Source organism: Streptomyces sp. NPDC004629 (assembly GCF_042873595.1).
Taxonomy (GTDB): domain Bacteria; phylum Actinomycetota; class Actinomycetes; order Streptomycetales; family Streptomycetaceae; genus Streptomyces.
In genome coordinates this window covers 14,862-31,254 of the sequence record NZ_JBIALO010000055.1, presented here as the reverse complement: position 1 = coordinate 31,254, position 16,393 = coordinate 14,862, and the positions used below count along the sequence as shown (strand labels likewise).

Sequence of the window (16,393 nt, the reverse complement as noted above, 5' to 3'; positions counted from 1 at the left end):
CGAAGAACATCGAGCTCGCCGCATAACCCAGAAACCCCGAACCGCCTCAAACCCGACATAGGCGCCTTGACGAACGACATAGAGGCACCCCCCCGGGGGACTCCCGAAACCCCGGGGGACCCCCGGCCCCGGCGCTTCCCCTGCCCTCGGGCTTCCCCTGCCTCCGGGCTTCCCCTGCCCTCGGGCATCCCCTGCCTCGGGCATCCCATGCCCCCGGGCATCCTCGGACCCCGCGCACCCTCGGCATCCCGCGCGCCCCGGACCCCGTACCCTTGCGCCCCCGCCCCCCGTGCCGCCCTTTCCAGCGGACCGACAGCGACTCGGCGCTTCAGCGCTCCGGCGGCGCGCCGGGGGCCCGGGACGGTGCCCTGGGCCCCCGGCGGGGCAGGTGTCTTGATGTGACACGGGTCCAGGGCGGTGCCCGGCGTCGTGAGGGGTCAGGTGGCCTGCTGCGAACGGGCCTTGAAGGCCGCCTTGCGGGCCTCCTTGGCGATCTTCTTGTCCGGGTGCAGCCGGCCCATCGCCTCCAGCACGTCCGCGGTCGCCGGGTGCTCCACCCGCCACACCGACGCGAAGAACCCGCTGTGCTGGGCCGCAAGCCCCTCCACCAGGCCGCGCAACTCGTCGGAGTTGCCCTCGGCGGCGAGCTGCGCGGCCACCGTGTCGATGGTGAGCCAGAACACCAGCTCCTGCGACGGCGCCGGCACACCGGGGATGCCCCGCTCGCTCAGCCACACCCGGGCCAGCCCGCCCAGTTCGGCATCGTCAAGAACCTCCCGCAGCGCCGGCTCGGCTTCCCTGCCGACCAGGGACAGCGCCTGCTGGCAGCGCAGCCTGCGCAGCGGTGCCCCGGCGTCGCCGCCCCGCGCCGCGGCCAGCAACTCCCGTGCGGCGGCGAGGGGTTCGCGGCGGGCCAGCCACTGCTCGGTCTCGGCCCGGGCGGCCGCCTGCGGAAAGCGGGACGTGCCGTCGAGCAGGACATCAGCGCCCTTGTCCACGAGTTCGCCGACCGCGGGCGCAGGGAAACCGGCCTCCAGCAGCCGCGCCCGCAGCCCGTACAGACCGAGCGGGGTGAGCCGCACCAGGCCGTAGCGGGAGACGTCGGTGTCGTCCTCAGGCGCGGCCGGCTCCTCGTCGCCCTCGGCCATGAGCGCCTCGTCGACGGGCTGGTACTCCACGATGCCGATCGGTTCCAGCACCCGGAACTGGTCGTCCAGGCGCATCATCGCGTCGGACACCTGCTCCAGCACGTCGTTGCTGGGTTCACCCATGTCAGGGGGCACGATCATCGAGGCGGCGAGCGCGGGCAGCGGCACCGTGCCGTCGCGGGGGCCGTCCTCGCCGACGGTCAGCAGGTACAGGTTGCCTAGGACACCGTCGAGGAAGTCGGCCTCGGCCTCCGGGTCCCAGTCGAGTGACGAGAAATCGACCTCGCCGTCGCCGTCCACCGCGTCCATGAGGCCGTCCAGATCGGGCACGGTCGCGTCGGCGAGGACGGCTTCGAGGGCGGCGAGCCACACCGTGAGCACATCGTGCGGCGAGCCGGAGGTGAGCAGGGCCAGCTCCTCCCCCGCCGCGACGGTCCCGTCTTCCTCGTCGACGATCTCGACCAGACCGGTGTCCACGGCGACCCGCCAGGCCTCGCTCGCCCAGGCCGTGGCGTCGTCCCCGGCCAGCTCCAGCAGCTCGACCGCGGCGGGCAGCTGCTCCTCGACGAGGCTGCCCCCGGCGTCCACCCTGGTGTCGGGCCCGGCCCAGCGGGCGAGCCGGACGGCCCGGGACAGCGACGGCGTGGCCAGCGCGGCGCGCGCCAGCTCCGCTTCGGAGTGCAGCCGCACCGGCGGTAGGGGGGAGCTGTCTGACATCGGCTGGTTCTCCTCGCGGCCGTGATGGGACTCAGCGGTTCAGCCTAGACGGGTTTCCACCCATGCCGCCCGGTTCCTCTCCTCACCGGGACTCACACCTGGCCGAAACCCTGGCGTCCCCCTCGGCCGGACCGGGGATTGACGCGCGTAGAAGAAGACGGTGACAGCTCGGCCGACAGCCGCCGGCTCGACGCGAGGCCACTGCCGATCGCGCACGCCCCGCCAGGTGACGGCGCGCGACGGCGCGTGACGGCGCCGCGGGCGGACCCGCCGGACAGCGGCGGTTGCGCCCGTGGCGCCGTTCGCTCAGGACTGTCCGAACACCCCGTTGAGCCAGTCCTGCCACACGGCCTCGTTCGCCTTGGCGTCGGCGTCCGGAGCGAAGTCGTGCACGGAGATACCGACCGGCGCACCCCAGTGGTTGCGCCCGAAGAAGCGGATCAGGGCGTTGTCGGTGCGCAGTCCGATGAAGTACGGGTTGCGGAAGTCGAGGACGGCGTCGAGCGGCCGCCCCTGCGGGCCGTGCGCCTGGACGCGGGCTCCCTGCGCGGTGTCGTCGCCGAGGCCGAGGGCCCGGCCGACGGCGGTGAAGGCGTCGGCGGCCTTGGACGCCTCGGGCCCGTCGAACGTGGCGAACGCCACCGGGCGGGGCGCGAAGTGGGCCAGGTACTCGCGCAGGGTGTGCAAATAGAACTCGGTGTGCTTGCTCGCGCCGTCGTACTGGTTGTCCCAGTCGTCGACGAAGATGCCGCTGTGCACGTACCGCACCCAGGCGCGGCGGCCCTCGTCGCGCGGCTCGATGATGTAGTCGAGCTGGTTGAGGGTCTGCTCGGAGATGCCTTCGACGTTCTCGACACGGTTCGTGTAGCGGTGCGGCGGGTCCCAGGCGGTGACGGCGGACCCGAAGGGACCCCGGCCGCCCACTCGCGGCTCCGGCGGTTCCATCGGCCACAGGTAGCCCCCGGTGCCGGTGGTCACGGCCTGCCACACCTCCTCCGGGGTGGCGTCGACCTCGAACTCGCTGACGATCTCGAATTCCTTGGACATGGCGGGGCTCCTGATTACTGCGGGTCCGGTTCCGGGGCGGACCGCTCCCGGATCGAGGCGTGGCCCAGGACCTGGCTGCGGTCCTGGGCGGTGGACTGATCGTCGGCCGGGCCGAAACGTCCGTCGACCGCAAACCGACTGACGACAGCGGGCTGCCCGATGACCGGGACCCGGTCATCGACCGCACCCTGCCCACTCCGAGAAGACCGCTCACCAACCGAAGGCTCCCCAGCCACTGGAGGCTGGCCACCGACCGGGGGCTGGTCACCCACAGAGGGCTGCCCACCGACCGCGGGCTGGTCGCTTACCGCGGACCGGCCGTCGACTGCGGCACGGCCACCGACCGAGCGCTGCCCACCCACCGGAGGCTCTTCGCCGACCGGAGGCTGGTCACCGACTGGAGGCCGGCCACCCACCGGAGGCCGGCCACCCACCGGGGGCTGCCCACCGACCGCGGCACGGCCACCGACCGAGGGCTGCCCACTCACAGAAGGCCGCTCACCGACCGGAGACTGCCCACCGACCGAAGGCTGGCCACTCACAGAGGGCTGCCCACCGACCGGTGGTTGGCCACCCGGGGACGCGTCCTTGACCGTCGGGTGCACGGCGACGACGATCCGGTGGTCCCGTCCACCCTCGGCGTCGGGAGCGTCGTACTTGCGGATGAGGGCGCTCACGCCCGCCGTCAGCTCCTGGACGAAGGCCGCGCGGTCGGCGGCCGAGGCGAAGCGGACCTCGCCGTCCAGGGCGTACGTCGCCAGCCGCTTGCGGGCCTTCGCCGCGCCGGTGATCAGCGTGCCGACGTCCCGGACGAGCCGGGCGCCGAGCGCGAGCAGCCAGCGCGCGGACAGCTGGTCCCGGAAGCGATCCGGGTCGGGCTGTACGGCGGCCAGCGCGAGCGGGCTGATCACATACGACGCCGCGGTCGCGCGCATCAGCCGCTCGGTGACGTTGCCCTTGCGGCGCTCACCGGCCAGTTCGACCAGGCCGTGCCGCTCCAGCGCCTTGAGGTGGTAGTTCACCTTCTGCCGGGGCAGTCCGACCCGGCCGGCCAGCATGGCGGCCGACGCGGGCGCGGAGGTCAGCTCGGCGAGCAGCCGGGCCCTCGTCGGGTCCAGCGACACGGCGGCGGCCTCGGGGTCCTCGATCACGGTCACGTCCAGCATGCGCCCACACTCTCACCGAAAACTTTTTCTGTCCAGGCGGTTGAATCTTTCGGTGAGCGGGGGCGTCCGGCCCGCGGCGCCGTGCCACCGCGGCTCAGCTCTCGGCACCCCCTTCGGCACCGCGGTCGCCGAGTCGGGCCAACTGGGTCTGGAACCAGTCGAGGCGGGCCTGCAACAGGGCGGCCTCGGCGACGAGTTCGAAGACGCCGAACCCCGCGGCCGCACCGGCCCCGTCGAGCACACCGCCCACGTCACCGCCGGCCGGCCCGCCGCGCGACGGCCGACCGCCGGTCGCCGACACCCGCAGCCCGGCGCCGGCCAGCCCGGCGAATCCGGCGAGCGAGACCGACGTACGGGCGCGCACACAGCCCGCGCAGGCGGGCGCCAGGGCACGCCAGCCGGGGCGGCCCCAGCCGGCGTCGGCCAGCGCGGCGGCGCGGGCGCCGCAGGCGCACGGGCCGACGGCCGCCGTGCGCACCCGCTGCCGGGCGTAGCGGAAGCCACGTTCGAAGCGGATGCAGGCGCCGAGGACAGAGACCTCCAGGAGGACCGCCGCCCGGTGCTCCACGGTGCACAGCAACGCTTCGGCGGCCGTCCGGTCGTGCACGCAGTGGAAACCGCAGTCGCACAGCCGCGCGGGCGGGCGGTGCCGTCGGCCGTAGACGCAGGAGGCGTCGTCGAGGACCCCGTACGGCAGTGCGCCGCCCAGCGACACCCCGGTGAAACCGGCCCGGGTGCCGCCCTGGGACAGCATCGGGTGGGCGATCTTGTATCCGGTCGGCGGCTCCGTCGGGCGTTCCGCGGGGAGCCCCAGCCTCATCGGGCGGCCGGCACCTCATTCGGGCGCGGGCGGCTGCGGTTCGGCGGTGCGCGCCGTGGTCTCCTTGGGGCGTTCACGTGCCGCGTCGTGGTCGAGCGGCTGTTCCTGCGCGACTCCGGTGGCCAGTGCTTTGCCGAGCTTCACGGTTGCCTCCCATGACTGCCGTGGGTGACCGTTCCGCCCATGGTGACCCGCGCCGGCCGAGCTGGACACAGGGCAGCGGCGCCGCACCCGCTCACCACGCAGCAACACTTATCGATATCTCGAAGAAGAATTAAGTAGAGCTACACCATTGTCCTGCCGAGACTGTAGCCATGTCTGTAGCCACGACGAACCCGGACCGCCCCGCTCCGACCTTCGGCCGCGCCCTGTGCGCCATGGTCACGCCCTTCACGCCGACGGGCGCGCTCGATCGCGACGGCGCCGGGCTGCTGGCCGAGCGGCTGGTCACGGAGGGCTGCGACGGACTGGTGCTCGGCGGCACGACGGGCGAGTCGCCGACCCTCACCGACGCCGAGAAGGCGGAGCTGGTACGGGCCGTCCGGGATGCCGTCGGCCGGCGGGCGACGATCGTCGCGGGCGTCGGCACCTTCGACACCCGGCACACCGTCGAACTGGCCCGCGCCGCCGAGAAGGCCGGCGCCGACGGCACGCTGGTCGTGACGCCCTACTACTCCAGGCCCCCGCAGGACGCGCTGGAGGCCCACTTCCGGGAGGTCGCGGACGCGAGCGGACTGCCCGTCATGCTGTACGACATCCCCGGCCGCACCGGCACCCGCATCGAGCCCGAGACGATGATCCGGCTCGCGGACCACCCGCGGATCGTGGCCGTCAAGGCCTGCTCCTACGACTTCCTCGGCACCCAGAAGGTGCTGGCGCGCACGGAACTGGCGTACTACGCGGGCTGCGACGAGCACATCCTCGCCCTGTACGCGGTGGGCGCGGCGGGCTGTGTCAGCACGGTGGCGAACGTCGTACCACGCGAAGTCGCCGACATCCTGGCGGCGTTCGACGCGGGCGACCCGGCAGGCGCGGCCCGGCTCCAGCGACGGGCCACGCCCCTGATCGAGGCGACGACGGCGGGCCTGCCCGGCACGGTCACCGCCAAGGCCCTCCTGAACGCACTCGGCCACCCCGCGGGCCCGGTACGCCCCCCACTACGCCCCGCCACCCCCGAAACCACGACCCAACTCCTGAGCCACTACGCAGAGTTCACGACAACCTGAGTACCCCTGTACGGGAAGATCCGGGTGGGCGGCCAGAAAGATCATGTAGGCGGTCGCCGCTGCGGCTCCCAGGAGGGACAGCACGCCGCCCACTACGGCTCGTGACCTGCTCGCCCGGCCAGTCCGTGATGCCCGGTACTCGACGTAGGCCCGCACGAGGCCGCCGACGGCCACGGGCAGGGCGAAGCAGGAGACCAACAAACCCCCAGCCCCGCTCTCCTGATGCGCTGCTCGCGCAGGAGCGCCCTTCCGGGTCGGCCTCGGGCCGGGGAAGAGCGCTCCGGTGGTGGTCAGTTGTGGGTGTGCAGGATCTCGTTCAGGCCGTCCCAGACCGCGTTGTTCGGGCGGGCCTCCACGGCGCCGGTGACCGAGTTGCGGCGGAAGAGGATGTTGGAGGCGCCGGAGAGCTCGCGGGCCTTCACGATCTGGCCGTCGGGCATGGTCACGCGGGTGCCCGCGGTGACGTACAGGCCGGCCTCCACGACGCACTCGTCGCCGAGCGCGATGCCGACGCCCGCCTCGGCTCCGATCAGGCAGCGCTCGCCGATGGAGATGATCACGTTTCCGCCGCCGGACAGCGTCCCCATGGTGGAGGCGCCGCCGCCGATGTCCGAGCCGTCGCCGACGACGACGCCCGCGGAGATGCGGCCCTCGACCATGGAGGTGCCCAGGGTGCCCGCGTTGAAGTTCACGAAGCCCTCGTGCATGACCGTGGTGCCCTCGGCGAGGTGGGCGCCGAGACGCACGCGGTCGGCGTCGGCGATGCGGACGCCCTTCGGCGCGACGTAGTCCGTCATGCGCGGGAACTTGTCGATCGAGGTCACCTGGAGGTGCAGGCCCTCGGCGCGGGCGTTGAGCCGCACCTTCTCGATGTCGTCGACGGCGACCGGGCCGAGCGAGGTCCAGGCGACGTTGGCGAGAAAGCCGAAGATGCCGTCCAGGCTCTGCCCGTGCGGCTTGACCAGGCGGTGCGAGAGCAGGTGCAGGCGCAGATAGACGTCGTGCGCGTCGATCGGCTTCTCGTCGAGGGAGGAGATGACCGTGCGCACCGCCACCACTTCGACGTTCCGGCGGGGGTCGGGGCCGACGGCCCGCGCGGCACCCTCGCCGAGCAGCCGCCCGGCCTGCTCGGCCGACAGCGACTCGGTGCCGGACGGACCGGGCTCGGCGACCAGTTCGGGCGCCGGGAACCAGGTGTCGAGAACGGTGCCGTCGGCGGCGACGGTGGCGAGGCCGGCGGCCACGGCGCCGGTGGTACGAGGAGCAGTCGTGTCGGTCATGAGGGCAACCTAACGTGGGCGGGCCCGCACGGGCGAACCGGTGGAGCGTAGCGTCTCAGCCACCGGCCGCCGACGCGTCCCAGGTACCGGTCGGCGAACCGTCCCCGGTACCGGTCGGGGAACCGTCCCCGGTACCGGCGGTCGGCGAACCGCCCCCGGTGCCGGTCGGTGAACCACGTCCGTCCGGCAACGGACCCGGGGCCCGTCCAGGCCAGGCCCATCCCGGCCCGGCCCGGCCCGGCCCCTCAGGGAATCACCCGCGCCAGTGCCTCCCGCGCATACTCCTCGTCGTACTCGCCCCCGGTCAGCAGTACCTGGAGGCAGATGCCGTCCATCAGGGCGAGCAGGGCCCGGGCGGTCACCGGGTCGGTCCGGTTGGCCAGCCGCCGTGCCGTCTCCTCGGTCCACTCCGCGGCCACGGGCCGCAGCGCGGGGCGGCGCAGGGCCGCCAGATACAGCTCGTACTCCAGCTCGACGCCCGTGCGCTCGCCGCCCAGCCACTCCCCCAGCACCCGCGCGAGCCCGGCCGCCAGGTCGCCCTCGGTGTCGTCCGGTACGCCGCTGCCGACCAGCACCCCGGCGAATCCCTCGTTGGCCTGCCGCAGGGCCGCGACCAGCAGTTCGTCGAGGGTGGCGAAGTGGTACGTCGTGGAGCCGAGCGGGACGTCCGCCTCGGCCGCGACGGTCCGGTGGCTCAGCCCGGCGATGCCCTTCGCGCCGACGACCCGGATCGCCGCGTCGATGATCCGCTGCCGCCGGTCCGGGTCGTGGCGCCGGGCCATCAGTGCGCGCCGCCCAGGTTCAGGACCACGACGCCGCCGATGATCAGCAGAAGCCCGGTGATCTTCGTCGCGTTCAGCCCCTCCCCGAACAGCAGCAGGCCGAGCACCGCGATGGTCGCGGTGCCGACCCCGGACCAGATCGCGTACGCCGTGCCGATCGACAGGCTCTTCAGCGTCTGGGCGAGCAGGACGAAGGAGACGAGATAGCCGACAGCGGTCAGCAGCGCGGGCCCCGGCCTGCTGAGACCGTCGCTGTACTTCATCGCGGTCGTGGCGGCCACCTCGGCCGCGATGGCTCCGGAGAGCAGCAGATACCCCATGTGTACGAGCGTACATAGCGGTTCGCGCAGCGCTTCGGCCGGGCTGGTAGATCGCCCAACACCGGTTCGGACGGCCGTACTTGACGTGTCGTCAGTCAGCATCGCCGACTGGTGGGTCGCGGGCAGGGTTTCGGGTCCCGTCGGCGTCCGCGGCAGCTGCCGTCGAGGGAGAAACCGCTCGCTGAAACGGTCCCCGCCGGCCCCCCGGCTCCACTAGTGTTTCAGCCTCGATCACCTCGCCCCCACATCCCCGGCCGCCGCCCAGGGCGCCGCTGGAGGAACAGCGCATGCCAGAAACCACCCCCCGGCCACCGCGGCACCCGTCCTGGGAGCGCGGCTGGTCCCCCGACCCGTCCCGGGCGCCGGGAACCCGAAGACTCTGGCTGGCCGGCGGGCTGGCCGCGGCCACGGTCGTGGCCTGTCTGACGGCGATATCCGTCGACCGCCCGCCCGCTGACGAGTCGTCCGCCCCGGTGCCGTCCGGGGCGCCCACGGACGCCGGCCCCGGGTTGCTCTCCTTCGCCTCGCCCTCGTCGGGTACGACGGCCCCGCCGAGCGTCGGCAGCGGCCCGACGACGGCCACACCCACCACCGCCGCGCCGCGCACTCCGGCGCGCGGCGACGGCGCGCGGGCCGCCGCGCCCCCCTCGGCCCACCCGTCCGGGTCCGGCGCCACGCAGGGCGGCTCGTCCGGCGCATCGGACGGCTCCCCGCCCCTGCGGTCCGTCCGCTCGGTGAACTACCCCGACCGCTACTGGCACGTGAGCGGCGGCCTGGTCCAGCTCGATCCCGTCGGATCGCCCGCGGACCGCCGCGCCGCCACCTTCCGGCTGGTCGACGGCCTGGCCGACGGATCCTGCTCCTCGTTCGCCACGGCCGACGGCGGCTATCTGCGCCACCGCGGCTTCGTGCTGCGCGCCGAACGCGACGACGGCTCGGCGCTGTTCCGCAAGGACGCCACCTTCTGCCGGCGCCCCGCGGCCCGCTCCGGCGCGGTCGTGCTGGAGTCGGTGAACTACCCGGGCCGCTTTCTGCGCCACCGGGACTTCCGGCTCAGGCTGGACCCGTACGAGAACACCGATCTGTACCGCGCGGACTCGGCGTTCCGCCTGGAGGACGGGCTGAGCTGAGCAGCCGGGCCCCGCACGGACGGGAACGGCGGCACCCCGCGGGGTGCCGCCGTTCGCTTCCGCGGAAGCCATGCGGACGAGGTCGGGCGCGGGACCTCAGACGTTGAATCCGAGCGCCCGCAGCTGCTCGCGACCCTCGTCCGTGATCTTGTCGGGGCCCCACGGCGGCATCCAGACCCAGTTGATCCGCAGCTCGTTGACAAGGCCGTCCGTGGCGGACTTGGCCTGGTCCTCGATGACGTCCGTCAGCGGACAGGCCGCCGACGTCAGGGTCATGTCGACGGTGGCGACGTTGGCCGACTCGTCGATGTGGATGCCGTAGATCAGGCCGAGGTTGACGACGTCGATGCCCAGCTCGGGGTCCACCACGTCCATCAGGGCCTCGCGGACCTCTTCCTCCGAGACCGGTTTCATCTCCACGGTGTCGCTCATGCCGTCTTCCTTTCGGCGTCGGCTCCGCCCAGCGCCTGGGCCGTCGCGTCCTTCCACGCCATCCAGCTCAGGAGGGCGCACTTCACCCGGGCCGGGTACTTGGAGACACCGGCGAACGCGACCGCGTCCTCCAGGACGTCCTCCATCGCGTCGTCGGGCTCGATCCGTCCCTTGGACTGCATCAGCTCCAGGAAGGTCTCCTGGATCTTCTGCGCCTCGGCCAGCTCCTTGCCGACGAGGAGATCGTTCAGTACGGACGCCGACGCCTGGCTGATGGAGCAGCCCTGGCCCTCGTACGAGACGTCCTGGATCGTCGTTCCGTCGTACTTCACGCGAAGGGTGATCTCGTCACCGCACGTCGGGTTCACATGGTGCACCTCGGCGTCGCCATCCCGCAGACCACGCCCGTGCGGGTTCTTGTAGTGGTCCAGAATGACTTCCTGGTACATGGAATCCAGCTTCATGCGATCGCTCGTCCCGTCAGCCGAAGAAGTTCCGTACGTGCTCCAGTCCGCCGACCAGAGCGTCGATCTCGGTCGGCGTGGAGTACAGATAGAACGACGCTCGCGTGGTCGCGGGAATTCCGTAGCGCAGGCAGACGGGGCGCGCGCAGTGGTGTCCGACGCGTACCGCGATGCCCAGCTCGTCGAGGACCTGTCCCACGTCGTGCGGATGAATGTCACCGAGCGTGAAGGAGATCGCCGCGCCCCGGTCCTCGGCCGTGGCCGGGCCGATGATCCTCAGGTCGGGGACCTCGCCCAGCCGCTTCACCGCGTACTCGGTGAGCGCATGCTCATGGGCGAGGACCTTGTCCATGCCGATCGCGTTGAGGTAGTCGATCGCGGCGCCCAGCCCGACCGCCTGCGCGATCGGCGGGGTGCCCGCCTCGAACTTGTGCGGGGCGGGAGCGTAGGTGGACGAGTGCATCGACACCGTCTCGATCATCTCGCCGCCGCCGAGGAACGGCGGCAGGTCCTCCAGCAGCTCCTGGCGGCCCCACAGCACGCCGATGCCGGTCGGACCGCACATCTTGTGGCCGGTGAAGGCCACGAAGTCGGCCTGCAGCGCCTGCACGTCCAGCGGCATGTGGGGGGCGGCCTGGGAGGCGTCGATGCAGACCAGGGCGCCGACCTCCTGGGCGCGGCGCACTATCGCCTCGACCGGGTTGACCGTGCCCAGGATGTTGGAGACCAGCACAAAGGAGACGATCTTCGTCTTCTCGGTGATGACCTCCTCGATGTCGGAGAGGTCGAGCCGGCCGTCGTCGGTGAGGCCGAACCACTTCAGCTTCGCGCCCGTGCGCTGCGACAGCAGCTGCCACGGGACGATGTTGGAGTGGTGCTCCATCTCGGTGATGACGATCTCGGTGTCGTGGTCCACCCGGTAGGGCTCATCGGCCCAGCCGAGCATGTTCGCCACGAGGTTCAGCGACTCGGAGGCGTTCTTGGTGAAGATCACCTCGTCGCGGCTGGGCGCGTTGATGAACTCCGCGACCTTGTCGCGCGCGCCCTCGTACAGCGCCGTGGCCTCCTCGGCGAGCACATGCACACCGCGGTGGACGTTGGCGTTGTGGCGCTCGTAGTACTCGCTCAGGGCGTCCAGTACCTGGCGCGGTTTCTGCGAGGTCGCCGCGTTGTCCAGGTACACGAGCTTCTTGCCGTCGTGGACCAGTCGGTCCAGGACGGGGAAGTCCTTGCGGATCGCCTCGGTGTCGAGGAGGCCCGACAGCTGTGTCACGCGGATGCGCCACCCTTCACGTATGCCTCGTAGCCCTCGTTCTCCAGCTTGTCCGCGAGCTCAGGGCCGCCGGACTCGGCGATCCGGCCGTCGGCGAACACATGGACGTGGTCGGGCTTGATGTAGCGCAGAATGCGCGTGTAGTGCGTGATCAGCAGGGTGCCGACCTCGCCGGTCTCACGGACGCGGTTCACACCCTCCGAGACGATCCGCAGGGCGTCGACGTCCAGCCCCGAGTCGGTCTCGTCGAGAATCGCGATCTTCGGCTTGAGCAGCTCCAGCTGAAGGATCTCGTGGCGCTTCTTCTCGCCGCCGGAGAAGCCCTCGTTGACATTGCGCTCGGCGAAGGACGGGTCCATGTGGAGCCGTTCCATGGTCTCCTTGACCTCCTTCACCCAGGTGCGCAGCTTGGGCGCCTCGCCGCGGATCGCGGTGGCGGAGGAGCGCAGGAAGTTGGAGACCGAGACGCCGGGGACCTCGACCGGGTACTGCATCGCCAGGAACAGACCCGCGCGGGCGCGCTCGTCGACGGTCATCTCCAGGACGTCCTCGCCGTCGAGCAGGACGGTGCCGCCGGTGATCGTGTACTTGGGGTGGCCCGCGAGCGAGTAGGCGAGGGTCGACTTGCCCGAGCCGTTGGGGCCCATGATGGCGTGCGTCTCGCCCTGCTTCACGGTGAGGTCGACGCCCTTGAGGATCTCCTTCGTGGCGTTGTCTGCCTCGACGGTGACGTGCAGGTCTCGGATTTCAAGCGTTGCCATGGGTGCCTCAGGACTCCTGGGTGAGGGAGACGAGCACGTCGTCCCCTTCGATCTTTACGGGGTATACGGGGACGGGGCGTGTCGCGGGGAGGGCGTCGGGCTTTCCGGAGCGGAGGTCGAAGCGCGAGCCGTGCAGCCAGCACTCGATGTGGCAGTCGTCGACCTCGCCCTCGGAGAGTGAGACGTTGGCGTGCGAGCAGATGTCGTTGATCGCGAACACCTCACCCTCGGTCCTGACGACCGAGACCGGCGTGCTGTCGATCTCCACCCGCTTCGGGGTGTCCTCTGCCAGCTCGCTCAGCCCGCAGACGCGTACGAAGGCGCTCATGCGACCGACGCCTCCAGCTCCTCTTCGATCTTCGCGAGCAGGCGCTCCTCGATGTCTGCGACGCCGATCTGCTGGACCAGCTCGGCGAAGAAGCCGCGGACCACCAGGCGGCGGGCGTCGCGCTCAGGGATGCCGCGGGCCATCAGGTAGAAGAGCTGCTCGTCGTCGAAGCGGCCGGTGGCGGAGGCGTGCCCGGCGCCGACGATCTCGCCGGTCTCGATCTCCAGGTTCGGCACCGAGTCGACGCGGGCGCCGTCGGTCAGCACCAGGTTCCGGTTCATCTCGTAGGTGTCGGTGCCCTCGGCCTTGGCCTCGATCAGCACGTCCCCGATCCACACGGCGTGCGCTTCGTCGCCCTGGAGCGCGCCCTTGTAGGCGACGTTCGACTTGCAGTGCGGGGTGTTGTGGGTGACCAGGAGGCGGTGCTCCTGGTGCTGGCCGGCGTCCGTGAAGTACAGGCCGTACAGCTCGGCCTCGCCGCCGGGGCCCGTGTAGCTGACGCGCGGGTGCAGGCGCACGACATCGCCGCCGAAGGTGACGACGACCGACTTGAAGGAGGCGTCCCGGCCGACGAGGGCGTTGTGCTGCGCCACGTGCACGGCCTTGTCGTCCCAGTCCTGGACGGAGACGACGGTCAGCTTGGCGCCGTCGCCGAGGATGTAGTCGACGTTGGCGGCGAGCACCGCGTCACCGGTGTGGTCGATGACGACGACGGCCTCGGCGAAGGCGCCCAGCTCGATGACCTGCTGGCCGAAGGCGGTGCCGCCCTCGCCGCGCACGGCGATGCGGATCGGCTCGGTGAGGACGGTCTCCTTCGGGACGGTCACCACCGAGGCCTTCTCGAACGCGGAGTACGCCTGGGCGGCGACGCGGTCCACCGGGGCGCCCGCGCGGCCGACCCGCGCGTCGTCACGGCCGACGGCCTCGACGGTGACGCCCTCGGGGGCCTCGACGTCCACCCGCACGCCGTCGCCGGTGGCGACCGCGCTGCCGTCGTGCAGGCCGCGCAGCCGCTCCAGCGGGGTGAAGCGCCACTCCTCCTCGCGGCCGTGCGGCACCGGGAAGTCCGCCACGTCGAAGGAGGGCGGCGCGCTCATGCGCGTGGCGACGGTCGACTCGGCGGCCACCGCGATCTGGCCGGAGGTGGTGGAGCCCACCGGGATTGTCTGGGCCTCAGCCATGGCTGTCGTATTGCTCGCTTTCTTGCGTAGGGCTTGACGGGGACTGCGGGCCGGCGGCTCAGCCGACCGCGCCCTCCATCTGCAGCTCGATCAGCCGGTTGAGTTCCAGCGCGTACTCCATGGGCAGTTCCTTGGCGATCGGCTCGACGAAGCCGCGCACGATCATCGCCATCGCCTCGAACTCGGACAGGCCGCGGCTCATCAGGTAGAACAGCTGGTCCTCGGAGACCTTGGAGACGGTCGCCTCGTGGCCCATGGACACATCGTCCTCGCGGACGTCGACGTACGGGTAGGTGTCGGACCGGGAGATGGTGTCCACCAGCAGGGCGTCGCAGAGCACGTTCGACTTGGCGCCCGGGGCGCCCTCGCCGATCTCGATGAGACCGCGGTAGGAAGTGCGGCCGCCGCCGCGCGCCACCGACTTGGAGACGATGTTGGACGACGTGTTCGGCGCCATGTGGACCATCTTGGCGCCCGCGTCCTGGTGCTGCCCCTCGCCCGCGAAGGCGATGGACAGGGTCTCGCCCTTGGCGTGCTCGCCCATCAGGTAGACGGCCGGGTACTTCATCGTCACCTTGGAGCCGATATTGCCGTCGATCCACTCCATGGTCGCGCCCTCGTAGGCCACGGCACGCTTGGTGACCAGGTTGTAGACGTTGTTCGACCAGTTCTGGATGGTGGTGTAGCGACAGCGGGCGTTCTTCTTGACGATGATCTCGACGACCGCGGAGTGCAGCGAGTCCGACTTGTAGATCGGCGCCGTGCAGCCCTCGACGTAGTGCACGTAGGCGCCCTCGTCGACGATGATCAGGGTCCGCTCGAACTGGCCCATGTTCTCCGTGTTGATGCGGAAGTACGCCTGGAGCGGGATCTCCACATGCACGCCCGGCGGGACGTAGATGAAGGAGCCACCGGACCACACGGCGGTGTTCAGCGAGGCGAACTTGTTGTCACCGGCGGGGATGACGGTCCCGAAGTACTCCTTGAAGAGCTCCGGGTGCTCCTTCAGCGCGGTGTCGGTGTCGAGGAAGATGACGCCCTGCTCCTCCAGGTCCTCGCGGATCTGGTGGTAGACGACCTCCGACTCGTACTGCGCGGCGACACCGGCTACGAGGCGCTGCTTCTCCGCCTCGGGGATGCCGAGCTTGTCGTACGTGTTCTTGATGTCCTCGGGCAGGTCCTCCCAGGACTCCGCCTGCTTCTCTGTGGAGCGTACGAAGTACTTGATGTTGTCGAAGTCGATGCCCGACAGGTCCGAGCCCCAGTTCGGCATGGGCTTCTTCTCGAAGAGCTTCAGGCCCTTGAGGCGCAGCTTGGTCATCCACTCCGGCTCGGACTTCTTCGCCGAGATGTCCCGGACGACCTCTTCGTTCAGGCCGCGCTTCGCCGCGGCGCCGGCCTCGTCGGAGTCGGCCCAGCCGTATTCGTACGTGCCCAGGCCCTCAAGTTCGGGGTGGACAGTCTCCGTGGGGAGAGTCATGCGGGGTTCCTCCCGGCCGTGCTTGCAGATGCGTCAGTGGAAATCTCGGGGATGAACGTCGTGCAGACGCCGTCGCCGTGGGCGATGGTCGCCAGCCGCTGGACGTGTGTTCCGAGCAGTTCGGCGAAGATCTCCGTCTCCGCCTCGCACAGCTGCGGGAACTGCTCGGCGACGTGGGCGACCGGACAGTGGTGCTGGCACAGTTGCTCGCCGACCGGTGCGCTGCGCGCCGTAGCAGCGTACCCGTCGACGCTCAGCGCCTTGGCCAGGGCTTCGGCGCGTTTGTCGGGTGTGGCGGCCTCGATCGCCTTGCGGTAGGCGCCGGCCTGCGCGGCGATCCGGGCGCGGGCGAAGGCGGCGACCGCCTCCGGGCCGCCCTCCCGGTCCGCGATCCAGCGCAGCGCGTCCGCGGCGAGCTTGTCGTACGACTGGTCGAAGGCGTCGCGGCCGCAGTCGGTGAGCGCGAAGACCTTGGCCGGGCGGCCACGGGTCCGCGCCCCGTACACCCGCTGCTCGCGCGCCTCGACGACGTCGTCGGCGGCCAGGGCGTCCAGGTGCCGGCGCACGGCGGCCTGGGTAAGCCCCAGCCGTCCCGCCAGCTCGGCGACGGTCGACGGGCCGTGGTCCAGGATGGACCGCGCGACCCGGTTGCGCGTGGAACGATCCGAGCGCACCCCGGCCGCGAACTCCTCCTGGGGGGTACCCCCGGAGGTGCCCCGAGCCTCGCCGACGTTTTTCACAACGCCATTGTTGCGTAATTCCTCAGAGCCTGACAAGCCGCGTCCCACCGAGCGGACGGTGCCCTGGGTCACTTAGGCATACCTAATCCAACCTGCGG

General features: G+C 71.2%; 17 protein-coding genes and 1 pseudogene. 2 read left to right on the top strand and 16 right to left on the bottom strand.

What is annotated here, in order from left to right:
- Positions 1-437: 437 nt before the first annotated feature.
- From ACFYTE_RS40800 to ACFYTE_RS40780, 5 genes and pseudogenes are all read right to left on the bottom strand, one after another.
- Positions 438-1,865 carry a hypothetical protein gene (locus ACFYTE_RS40800; RefSeq protein WP_388722107.1) on the bottom strand — a complete coding sequence of 476 codons (1,428 nt, stop codon included), beginning with the start codon at positions 1,863-1,865 and terminating at the stop codon, positions 438-440.
- Positions 1,866-2,171: 306 nt separating this feature from the next.
- Positions 2,172-2,912 (bottom strand): SRPBCC domain-containing protein, encoded by a 741-nt coding sequence (locus ACFYTE_RS40795; protein ID WP_388722105.1) that lies wholly within the window; start codon positions 2,910-2,912, stop codon positions 2,172-2,174.
- Between the two features lie 577 nt (positions 2,913-3,489).
- Positions 3,490-4,078, bottom strand: a pseudogene (locus ACFYTE_RS40790) (ArsR/SmtB family transcription factor); the annotation flags it as partial.
- 94 nt (positions 4,079-4,172) lie between these two features.
- Positions 4,173-4,898, bottom strand: coding sequence for a hypothetical protein (locus ACFYTE_RS40785; protein ID WP_388722103.1), 726 nt, complete (start codon positions 4,896-4,898; stop codon positions 4,173-4,175).
- 15 nt (positions 4,899-4,913) lie between these two features.
- Complete coding sequence (locus ACFYTE_RS40780; protein WP_388722101.1) at positions 4,914-5,042, bottom strand: hypothetical protein; 129 nt, start codon at positions 5,040-5,042, stop codon at positions 4,914-4,916.
- A gap of 170 nt (positions 5,043-5,212) precedes the next feature.
- Between ACFYTE_RS40780 and dapA the strand changes: the two genes are divergently transcribed.
- The gene (dapA, locus tag ACFYTE_RS40775) at positions 5,213-6,124 is read left to right on the top strand and encodes a 4-hydroxy-tetrahydrodipicolinate synthase (RefSeq protein WP_388722099.1); all 912 of its coding nucleotides are present in this window, start codon (positions 5,213-5,215) and stop codon (positions 6,122-6,124) included.
- Positions 6,125-6,414: 290 nt separating this feature from the next.
- On the opposite strand, the gene dapD is transcribed toward dapA, so the two are convergent.
- The 3 genes from dapD to ACFYTE_RS40760 form a co-directional block, all read right to left on the bottom strand.
- Entirely contained in the window at positions 6,415-7,404 is a 990-nt protein-coding gene (gene dapD, locus ACFYTE_RS40770) for a 2,3,4,5-tetrahydropyridine-2,6-dicarboxylate N-succinyltransferase (RefSeq protein WP_388722097.1), read from the bottom strand.
- Between the two features lie 245 nt (positions 7,405-7,649).
- Complete coding sequence (locus ACFYTE_RS40765) at positions 7,650-8,186, bottom strand: TetR/AcrR family transcriptional regulator (RefSeq protein ID WP_388722095.1); 537 nt, start codon at positions 8,184-8,186, stop codon at positions 7,650-7,652.
- On the bottom strand, positions 8,186-8,506 hold the full coding sequence (locus tag ACFYTE_RS40760; RefSeq protein WP_388722093.1) for a DMT family transporter: 321 nt from the start codon (positions 8,504-8,506) through the stop codon (positions 8,186-8,188). The genes ACFYTE_RS40765 and ACFYTE_RS40760 overlap by 1 nt, the downstream gene beginning before the upstream one ends.
- Before the next feature lie 287 nt (positions 8,507-8,793).
- Here ACFYTE_RS40760 and ACFYTE_RS40755 point away from each other — a divergent pair, with 287 nt between their 5' ends.
- Entirely contained in the window at positions 8,794-9,636 is an 843-nt protein-coding gene (locus tag ACFYTE_RS40755) for an AbfB domain-containing protein (protein WP_388722091.1), read from the top strand.
- A 96-nt stretch (positions 9,637-9,732) separates the two neighbouring features.
- Here the strand turns inward: ACFYTE_RS40755 and ACFYTE_RS40750 are convergent, their stop codons facing one another.
- Genes ACFYTE_RS40750 through ACFYTE_RS40715 form a run of 8 tightly spaced genes read right to left on the bottom strand, consistent with a single transcriptional unit; the run spans position 9,733 to position 16,295 of the window.
- On the bottom strand, positions 9,733-10,068 hold the full coding sequence (locus tag ACFYTE_RS40750) for a metal-sulfur cluster assembly factor (protein WP_388722089.1): 336 nt from the start codon (positions 10,066-10,068) through the stop codon (positions 9,733-9,735).
- Positions 10,065-10,532 (bottom strand): Fe-S cluster assembly sulfur transfer protein SufU, encoded by a 468-nt coding sequence (gene sufU, locus ACFYTE_RS40745; protein ID WP_388722087.1) that lies wholly within the window; start codon positions 10,530-10,532, stop codon positions 10,065-10,067. Before sufU ends, ACFYTE_RS40750 begins: the two co-directional genes overlap by 4 nt.
- A 16-nt stretch (positions 10,533-10,548) precedes the next feature.
- Entirely contained in the window at positions 10,549-11,805 is a 1,257-nt protein-coding gene (locus ACFYTE_RS40740; protein ID WP_388722086.1) for a cysteine desulfurase, read from the bottom strand.
- Positions 11,802-12,566: a Fe-S cluster assembly ATPase SufC gene (gene sufC, locus ACFYTE_RS40735; RefSeq protein WP_388722084.1), complete on the bottom strand. Its 765-nt coding sequence runs from the start codon at positions 12,564-12,566 to the stop codon at positions 11,802-11,804. Before sufC ends, ACFYTE_RS40740 begins: the two co-directional genes overlap by 4 nt.
- 7 nt (positions 12,567-12,573) lie before the next feature.
- Positions 12,574-12,894: a non-heme iron oxygenase ferredoxin subunit gene (locus tag ACFYTE_RS40730; RefSeq protein WP_383089995.1), complete on the bottom strand. Its 321-nt coding sequence runs from the start codon at positions 12,892-12,894 to the stop codon at positions 12,574-12,576.
- Entirely contained in the window at positions 12,891-14,075 is a 1,185-nt protein-coding gene (sufD, locus tag ACFYTE_RS40725; RefSeq protein WP_388722081.1) for a Fe-S cluster assembly protein SufD, read from the bottom strand. Before sufD ends, ACFYTE_RS40730 begins: the two co-directional genes overlap by 4 nt.
- 58 nt (positions 14,076-14,133) lie before the next feature.
- Positions 14,134-15,555: a Fe-S cluster assembly protein SufB gene (gene sufB, locus ACFYTE_RS40720; protein WP_388722079.1), complete on the bottom strand. Its 1,422-nt coding sequence runs from the start codon at positions 15,553-15,555 to the stop codon at positions 14,134-14,136.
- The gene (locus ACFYTE_RS40715) at positions 15,552-16,295 is read right to left on the bottom strand and encodes a helix-turn-helix transcriptional regulator (RefSeq protein WP_388722077.1); all 744 of its coding nucleotides are present in this window, start codon (positions 16,293-16,295) and stop codon (positions 15,552-15,554) included. The genes sufB and ACFYTE_RS40715 overlap by 4 nt, the downstream gene beginning before the upstream one ends.
- Between the last annotated feature and the right edge of the window lie 98 nt (positions 16,296-16,393).

Excerpts from the sequence above, each read along its gene's own strand:
- ACFYTE_RS40800 (WP_388722107.1), bottom strand. The coding sequence starts at position 1,865 with ATGTCAGACAGCTCCCCCCTACCGCCGGTGCGGCTGCACTCCGAAGCG.
- ACFYTE_RS40795 (WP_388722105.1), bottom strand. The coding sequence starts at position 2,912 with ATGTCCAAGGAATTCGAGATCGTCAGCGAGTTCGAGGTCGACGCCACC.
- ACFYTE_RS40785 (WP_388722103.1), bottom strand. The coding sequence starts at position 4,898 with ATGAGGCTGGGGCTCCCCGCGGAACGCCCGACGGAGCCGCCGACCGGA.
- dapA (WP_388722099.1), top strand. The coding sequence starts at position 5,213 with ATGTCTGTAGCCACGACGAACCCGGACCGCCCCGCTCCGACCTTCGGC.
- dapD (WP_388722097.1), bottom strand. The coding sequence starts at position 7,404 with ATGACCGACACGACTGCTCCTCGTACCACCGGCGCCGTGGCCGCCGGC.
- ACFYTE_RS40765 (WP_388722095.1), bottom strand. The coding sequence starts at position 8,186 with ATGGCCCGGCGCCACGACCCGGACCGGCGGCAGCGGATCATCGACGCG.
- ACFYTE_RS40760 (WP_388722093.1), bottom strand. The coding sequence starts at position 8,506 with ATGGGGTATCTGCTGCTCTCCGGAGCCATCGCGGCCGAGGTGGCCGCC.
- ACFYTE_RS40755 (WP_388722091.1), top strand. The coding sequence starts at position 8,794 with ATGCCAGAAACCACCCCCCGGCCACCGCGGCACCCGTCCTGGGAGCGC.
- ACFYTE_RS40750 (WP_388722089.1), bottom strand. The coding sequence starts at position 10,068 with ATGAGCGACACCGTGGAGATGAAACCGGTCTCGGAGGAAGAGGTCCGC.
- sufU (WP_388722087.1), bottom strand. The coding sequence starts at position 10,532 with ATGAAGCTGGATTCCATGTACCAGGAAGTCATTCTGGACCACTACAAG.
- sufC (WP_388722084.1), bottom strand. The coding sequence starts at position 12,566 with ATGGCAACGCTTGAAATCCGAGACCTGCACGTCACCGTCGAGGCAGAC.
- ACFYTE_RS40730 (WP_383089995.1), bottom strand. The coding sequence starts at position 12,894 with ATGAGCGCCTTCGTACGCGTCTGCGGGCTGAGCGAGCTGGCAGAGGAC.
- sufD (WP_388722081.1), bottom strand. The coding sequence starts at position 14,075 with ATGGCTGAGGCCCAGACAATCCCGGTGGGCTCCACCACCTCCGGCCAG.
- sufB (WP_388722079.1), bottom strand. The coding sequence starts at position 15,555 with ATGACTCTCCCCACGGAGACTGTCCACCCCGAACTTGAGGGCCTGGGC.